Below are 7,221 nucleotides of genomic sequence, written 5' to 3' on the forward strand. Positions count from 1 at the left end.
ATGGCTACGATCATCGTCAAGAAGGTCAAGAAGGGCGGCCACGCCCATCATGGCGGGGCGTGGAAGATCGCCTATGCGGACTTCGTGACCGCGATGATGGCGTTCTTCCTGCTGATGTGGCTGATCAGCATGACGACGCAGAAGCAGAAGATCGGCTTGGCGGAATACTTCGCGCCCTCAGCCGTGAGCACCACCAACAGCGGTGCCGGCGGCATCCTGTACGGCACCGCCCTCGACACGTCGGGCAAGAAGGCGTCTATGCCCCACGCCTCGGAGTCGGGCGCCGCCGAGCAGGGAGACAGACCGCTCGCGACCAGTCCGGGCCGCGCCAGCGATCGCGATGCCAGCCCCCCGGACTCCCGCGTGGAGGCCCACGGCAGCGCCATGGCCAGCCTCCGGCAGGCGCTCCAGGCGATGCCGGACATCGCCGACCTGTCGCACAACATCATGATCGTGCCGACCAGGGAGGGCGTGGACGTGTCCCTGGTGGACGAGAACGGCCGCTCCATGTTCCGGGACGGCTCCGTCACCCCCTACGAGCGCACCCGCCGCGTGCTGGAGGCCATCGCGCCCACCCTGCGCCAGCTGCCCAACCGGCTGACCATAAGCGGCCACACGGCCACCGCGCGCCCGGGCTCGCCGCCCGCCGGCGAACCCTGGAGCCTCACCGCCGGGCGTGCCCTCGCCGTGCGCGAGATCCTGGCCGGTGCCGGGGTTCCCGACGACCACTTCGCGTCCGTGGCGGGACGCGCCGACACCGAGCCGGTCTTCCCCGACGATCCCTACATCGCGTCGAACCGGCGGGTGACGATCACCCTGCGCGATGCGAGCCCGCCGGTGCCCCCGAACCTGCTCCGCTGACGGCACGGCGCCCCGAACCCCCGGGATGGCGCGGCGTCATGGGGCGCGGCCGTGCCACGCCGGGTGGCCCCCGCCACGCCTGTCATCGGCTTCCGGGCGAGGGTCACCGCCTGGCCCGCGCGGCGACCGTGTGCGAGGCCGTGTCCCGGAGCTGCGCCTCGATCGCGGCGTTGGCACGGCTGCGCAGCCCCTTCGTGGCCTCCACCTCGTCGAACGTGTCGGGGAAGCGCCGCGCCAGCCACAGATAGGCGGCACCGAGTTTGACCGTGCGCTCGAGCTCGTCGAGGTCCCCCGCGACGCGGGCCCGCAGGGCGGGGACGCAAGCGCCTGCCGCGCGGGCCTGCACCCAGCGGTCGAGCATGGCTTGGGAGACGGCATCGCGCCGGTCGATCGGGGCCACCGCGAAGGCGAAGGCCTCGCGGATCGGGAGCCGCGCCCTGTCCACCGCGCGGGCGGCCTCCAGCGCCTCGTCCATCTCGGAGGGCTGGAACGGCGAGCCGTCGTAGAAGGTCGCCCGGGAGAAGTGGGCCAGCACGTCGGCGAGCGATGCGGTGCCGAGCTCGAGGGCCGCCGCCTCGATCGCGATCAGGTCCGGCCTGACGTAGAACCGGGTGTCGGCGGCCGGCGCCGTTGGGGCGCCGGCGAGGGCGTCGCGGATCGGCCCGAGGCTCCCCTCGTCGGTCGCCGAGACGTGCCCCTCGTCCTGGTGGCCGAAGCGTCCGGCCCGGCCGGCGATCTGCCGGATCTCGGGGTTGGTGAGCGGGCGGGTCGCCGTGCCGTCCCATTTCGTGACCGCCGAGAAGATCACCCGCCGGAGCGGCCCGAGGTTGAGGCCCATGCCGATGGCGTCGGTGGTGACCAGCACCTCGGCCTCGCCGTCGCGGAACCGTCGCGCCTCGGCGCGGCGCACCTCCGGCGACAGGGCGCCGTAGATCGTCGCGACGCTCCGCCCGGCCGCCACCACGGTCTCGCGGATCTCGTGCACGGCCCGGCGGGAGAAGGCGACGACGGCGTCTCCCGCCTGCACGGATTCGAGGGGGACGGGGGCATCCAGCGCCACCAGCGGTGTCTTGCGCGCGAAGGTCACCACGTCGAGGGATTCCCCGGCGGCCTCCGCCGCGCGGCGGACATGCGAGAGCGCATCGTCCGAGCCGCAGACGATGACGGTCTTGGCCGGGATCCCGAACAGCGCGTTGGTCCAGGCCCAGCCGCGGTCGGGATCGGACAGCATCTGGATCTCGTCGATCACCGCGACATCGACCGGGCGGCGCAGGTCCGCCGTCTCGATGGTGCGCGCGGTGTGGCTGGGGTCGGGCTCGCCCAGGACCTCCTCGCCGGTGACCATGCCGGCGCGCAGCCCCCGCTCCAGCAGCGCTTCGTAGTTCTCCAGCGCCAGCAGCCGCAGCGGCGCCAGATAGGCCCCGGTCGGCGCCCTCGCCAGCGCCTCGAGCGCCGCGTAGGTCTTGCCGGAGTTGGTCGGGCCCATGTGGAAAACGATCCGCCGGTTCAGCCGGCGGGCGGGCACGAACTTGTCGATGTAGCCGCCGAAGCCGACCCGGTCGCGCAGGCGCCGCCGGCCGGATTCCTCGCGCGCCACCACCTTCGCCCGGGTGCGGACGGTCTTGAGTGTGTCGCCGATGACGTGGGCGAGGTTCGGCGACGGCGTGAAGACCCGCGCGCGCAGCGACCGGTCGAGATGGGCGATGTAGGTCGGCGCATCCGCACCGGTTTCGTGCAGGTCGTCGCGGATCTGGTCGCGCAGCCGGGCGACCGCCCGGCGCAACCTGCCTTCGAGCGCCGCGGCGTCTTCGGCGAGGGCCGCGCGCAGGCCGTCGAGCCGTCGGGTCGGGTCGTTGCCCAACGCCATCTCCCGCAGGATCTCTGCGGCCGTCTCGCCGGGGGGAACCTCGATGCGCAGATCGAGCCGGCCGTCGTCCAGGAGCGGAATGCCCACCCGAAGCCGCCAGACGACATCGTCGTCGTGCCCCGGTTCGGACCGCAGCGCCGGGACCGTCGCGCGCAGGGCGGCGACGCCCGTCTCGGCGAAGGCGCGCCGGGCCCCCCCGTCCCGGAGGGCGGCGGCGACCGCCTCGTCCTCGACGAATCCATCGACCTCGGGCAAGTCCATGCGACGGCGCAGGGCCTCGCGGTCGACCGCAGCGGCTCCGATGCCGAGCCGATGCAGGGCATCGGCCAGGATATCGGTCGTCAGGTGGTTGCGCTTGCGGGCCATACGCCACCTTTCCGGTCGCGCGGCCGCAAATCAAGCGCGCGGGGGCGGCGCGTCTCGCCGCGTGGCCAGGCCGCCGGACGAGCGCCCGACGCCGTCGTGACGCCATCGGGGCCGACCCGGCCTCGTGCGGTAGGCGTGACGGGCGGATCCCCGGCGCCCGGATCGCGCGGAAGGCCGATGCGCTTATGAGATGAGGCCGTGCTGGGCCGCGTGGACGATGAAGGCCACGCCCTCGTCCGTCCACCCGGGACCCGCCTGGCCGGCGCGGATCACGGCGGCTTCGTCCGGGGCCGCATACATGTGCGCGTGCGAGGTCGCGTCGTAGAACCGCTCGACTCCGAACGTGTCCGCCGTCCCGGGCTGCGCGTAGGCCCCGAAGGCGACGCCCTCGTAGCGATAGCTCGGGAGGTTCGCGATCACCGCGTCGCGCTCGGCTGCGTTGGCCGTCAGGAAATGCGTGCCCGTGGCCGTGTCGAAGAACCGGAACACATCGGTGGTGTCGCTTCCCCGCTCCGGCGTGGCCCAGGGTTGGCCTTCGGCCGCGTAGTCGGGCAAGCTGGCCTTCACGGCGTCCGCCTCGGCGGCATTCGCGGTGAAGAAGTGGTCGTTCGTGTGCGCATCGTAGAAGCGGAACACGTCGGCCACCGCCGCATCGTCCGAGACGGTGAGGTCCACGCCACCTCGTGCATCCGCGTGCTGGTGGACCGAGCCGGAGAAGGCCCCTCCGCCGAGGGCGAGGGTCGTGACCTGAGACCCGTCCGGCGACAGCGCGAAAGTCACATGCCCTCCCCCGCTGCTCAGGGCGTAGACCTGGGCGCCCGCATCCGTCACGTGGATCGTGTCGGCGTCGATGAAGTCTGCGATCGTGTCGCCGTCCAGGTCGGCGGCCTTGCCCGCGACGGTGTCGGCGCCGCCCCTGCCGGAGAAGGTCTCGTGCGCGGCGGTGGCGACGAAGAGGTCGCCCAGATGTGTGCCGACGATGCCGGCCTTGTGCTGGTCGTTCGTGATGATGCCGGTGGCCGCATAGCCGAGGGAGGCGCCTTGGACGAAGCCCGCGCCGGTCGCGGCGTCGGGTCCGGTGTCGAAACCCGTCGTGTAGGGGTTGTCCATGTCGATGGCGCCGTCTTGCAGCAGGGCGCGGATGTCCTCGCTCGTCAGGGCGGGGTTGGCCTGCAGCATCAGGGCGGCGAGGCCGGCGACGTGCGGCGCCGCGGCCGATGTTCCGAAGAAGTTCGGATGGCCGGAACCGTCCGTGTCCCGCGCCCCGAAGAAGGTCGTGTCGACGCCGTCCGGCCCCACGAGGGCGGGAGCGGCGGGGTGAAGGGGCGCGGACAGGCGCGTGCCGTCCGTGTCGTAGGTGATGGTGGAAGGCCCGAGCGCTGACGCGACATCGACCGTGGGCGGGCTCCCGGAATAGGCGGGCGTATGCCCGTAGACCGCCTCACCGACGCTGATCGCGGCGGGGGCCGCATGGTGACCGTTGCTGGTCGCGTGGGTCGTGTCGGTGGGAACGTCACCCAGGGTGATCGGGAGGCCGTTGCTCTCGTCGATGATGCGAAAGTCGTCGGGCGCGGTCCCGGCATGGAGCCCGACCCGGACGTAGTATGTCTCGGCCGTCGCCTCCACCGGGAGGCTGAACACTTGGTACGCGTCGCCGCCGACCGAGCCCATCCCGGTGAACGCGCGCACGATGGTCCCGGAACTGTCGTAGACGAACACGTCGAGATCGGCCGTCGCCCCGTGGCCGGGGCTGACGGAGGCGGACGGGCTGTCCCATTGCAGGCTGAACGTCGCGGTGGTCTGGTTGCCGCTCGGTACGCCGACGGTGATCGGCAGGTAGTTCTGCCCGGGGGCGAACTGGTGCCACGTCTCCGCGAGGCCTTGGACCGAGGCGATCGCGGCCCCCGGGATGAATGGCGATTCGTAGCCCTTGTTGCCGTTGTTGCCGGCCGAGGTGATGTAGGTGACGCCGAAAGTCTTGACGACGTCAGCGATCGCCTGCGTGACGACGCTTGCCTGATAACTCGTTTCGTAGACGCTGAAAAAGTCGTCGACGATGACCTTCGCGCCGGCCTCGGCGAGGCTGACGATATTGTTGGCAAAATCCTGCAGATTGCTCTGCACGGTCTGCGGATTGTACGGGCCGCCCTGCAGGTGACCCTGCGCGGTTGCGAAGAGGATGCTCGCTCCCGGCGCGATATCATGGACGATCTGGGCCATTGCGCGGCCCTCGTCATCGCTGTGGCCGTTCTGTCCCGGCAGGATCTGCGTGTCGTGCGGCAGGTCGTGGCTCGCCTTGTCCGCATCTTCTCCATTGAAAGAGTCGAAGCTCGTGGAGAGGATGCCGACCGTGATGCCGGTGCCGTCGAACCCGTAGGCCGTTCGGGCCGTATCGGTGCCCATCGCACGGTCGCCCTGGCTGACGACAGAGCCCTGGTCCGCCATTCCGACTGTCATCGCTTCGATCCGCCTGCACCATTCCGGGGATGAGGTGCTGGGCGGAGACTTTACAGGAGAGTAACGCCTTCCAATTGTAACGTTTTGTAGAGTGTTGCGTCGGCCTCGCCGGCCGGGGCGGCTATGCGCCTCTGGGCCCCGCCGATCGGAACGAGGCCTCTGTCGCGCCGACATGCGGGCATCCTCGCTGCGCCGGTCACCGACCGCCCCGTCGCGGAGCTGCCGCAGCCTGACCGGGCGCGGGCGCGCCCCGCTGGGGTCGGTGAAGGGAGAGCGATCATCGACCGGGTCGAGGTCGGCACGGATGTCATCCGCATCGTCGGGGGCCAGGCGGCCCCGGAAGCCGCCATGCTCGAGGCCGCCTCAGCAGCGACGCCCGGTATTCACGGATTTATGGGGAAATGGCGCACCCGACACGATTCGAACGTGTGACCTTTGCCTTCGGAGGATTGACCTGCGGTGTTTTCCCGAATTTGCGTGAGATTGCCCAACGTAGTTAAATCGCTGCTTAGGCTGGGTTTTTTATATCAAAAGTGATCTCCAGAAATTTCCAGCATATTCCCCAATGCCCATTTTCGTGGTGACACTACGGTGACACCAGCGGGGAAGGGCAACACCGGCGATGCCGAAGCTCACCAAGAGAGTCGTCGACGCCGCCCTCCCCCGGGAAACGCCGTTCTTCCTGTGGTGCAGCGATCTGCCAGGCTTCGGCGTCCGCGTGTTCCCGAGTGGTCGGCGTGTCTACTACGCCGATTATCGAACCACGGCCGGCACGCGTCGGCGCATGTCGCTCGGCCCCCATGGCAAGCTCACTGTTGAGGAAGCCCGAAAACTCGCCATCGTGACCTTGGGCAGCGTGATCCGCGGTGAGGACCCGGCTGAGGAACGGGCCACACGCCGCGGCTCAATGACGGTCGCCGAGCTGTGTGACGCCTATCTGGTCGCGGCCGACAAAGGGCTGATCATGGGCAAGGGTGGCGTCTCTAAGAAGGCTTCGACCCTCTACGTCGACCGCGGCCGGATCGAACGGCATATTAAGCCGCTGCTCGGCCGGCGCTTGGTCGCTGAGCTGACGCAGCCTGACGTGCAGCGCTTCGTCCGCGACGTGCAGGCTGGCAAAACCGCTGGCGTGATCAAGACAGGCTTCCGAGGCAAGGCTGTGGTCGAGGGTGGCCCCGGTACCGCGGCTCGTACCGTCGGACTTCTAGGTGGAATTCTGAGCTACGCGATCAGCGAGCAGGTGATCACCCTTAACCCCGCCGCCGGGGTGAAGCGGCCGGCAGACCGAAAGCGCAAGCGCCGCCTGAGTCCAGAGGAGTACGCTTCGCTTGGTAGCGCCCTCGCCGACGCAGAGACGACCCAAACCGAACGTTGGCAGGCCGTGGCGGGCGTGCGGCTCCTGTCGCTCACTGGCTGCCGTTTAAGCGAAATCGTGCGGCTGCGCTGGTCTGAGGTCGATCTCGCCGGCTCCTGCCTCCGGTTGGAGGATACTAAGGAAGGGGCATCGGTAAGGCCGCTTGGGAAGACCGCTCTAGGTTCAATCGACATTCAGAGTTCCGCTTTGCGGCGTGGTGTGATTCTCAAGTGTTCGGATCGAGGATCCGGGAGCCTGGGATGGCCAAGCCAAAGCGGTATGAACTGAGCCCGGAGCAGTGGCAGCGGCTCGCGCC

The 7,221-nt window shown here is 69.7% G+C and carries 4 protein-coding genes; 2 read left to right on the top strand and 2 right to left on the bottom strand.

Annotation, left to right across the window (positions count from 1 at the left end):
• Nucleotides 1-861 (top strand): flagellar motor protein MotB (locus tag MKK53_RS07135; protein ID WP_243928001.1); only part of this gene is annotated, 861 nt, incomplete at its 5' end.
• Between the two features lie 103 nt (nucleotides 862-964).
• Here MKK53_RS07135 and MKK53_RS07140 read toward each other — a convergent pair.
• Both MKK53_RS07140 and MKK53_RS07145 read right to left on the bottom strand, forming a co-directional pair.
• Nucleotides 965-3,094 carry a helicase-related protein gene (locus tag MKK53_RS07140; RefSeq protein WP_243928002.1) on the bottom strand — a complete coding sequence of 710 codons (2,130 nt, stop codon included), beginning with the start codon at nucleotides 3,092-3,094 and terminating at the stop codon, nucleotides 965-967.
• A 183-nt stretch (nucleotides 3,095-3,277) separates the two neighbouring features.
• Complete coding sequence (locus tag MKK53_RS07145; RefSeq protein WP_243928003.1) at nucleotides 3,278-5,551, bottom strand: S8 family serine peptidase; 2,274 nt, start codon at nucleotides 5,549-5,551, stop codon at nucleotides 3,278-3,280.
• Nucleotides 5,552-6,173: 622 nt separating this feature from the next.
• On the opposite strand from MKK53_RS07145, the gene MKK53_RS07150 reads away from it, so the two are divergent.
• A complete protein-coding gene (locus tag MKK53_RS07150) occupies nucleotides 6,174-7,193 on the top strand; it encodes a tyrosine-type recombinase/integrase (protein ID WP_243928004.1) in 1,020 nt (339 codons plus the stop codon).
• Nucleotides 7,194-7,221: the final 28 nt, after the last annotated feature.

The organism is Methylobacterium sp. J-076 (assembly GCF_022829405.1).
GTDB lineage: Bacteria > Pseudomonadota > Alphaproteobacteria > Rhizobiales > Beijerinckiaceae > Methylobacterium.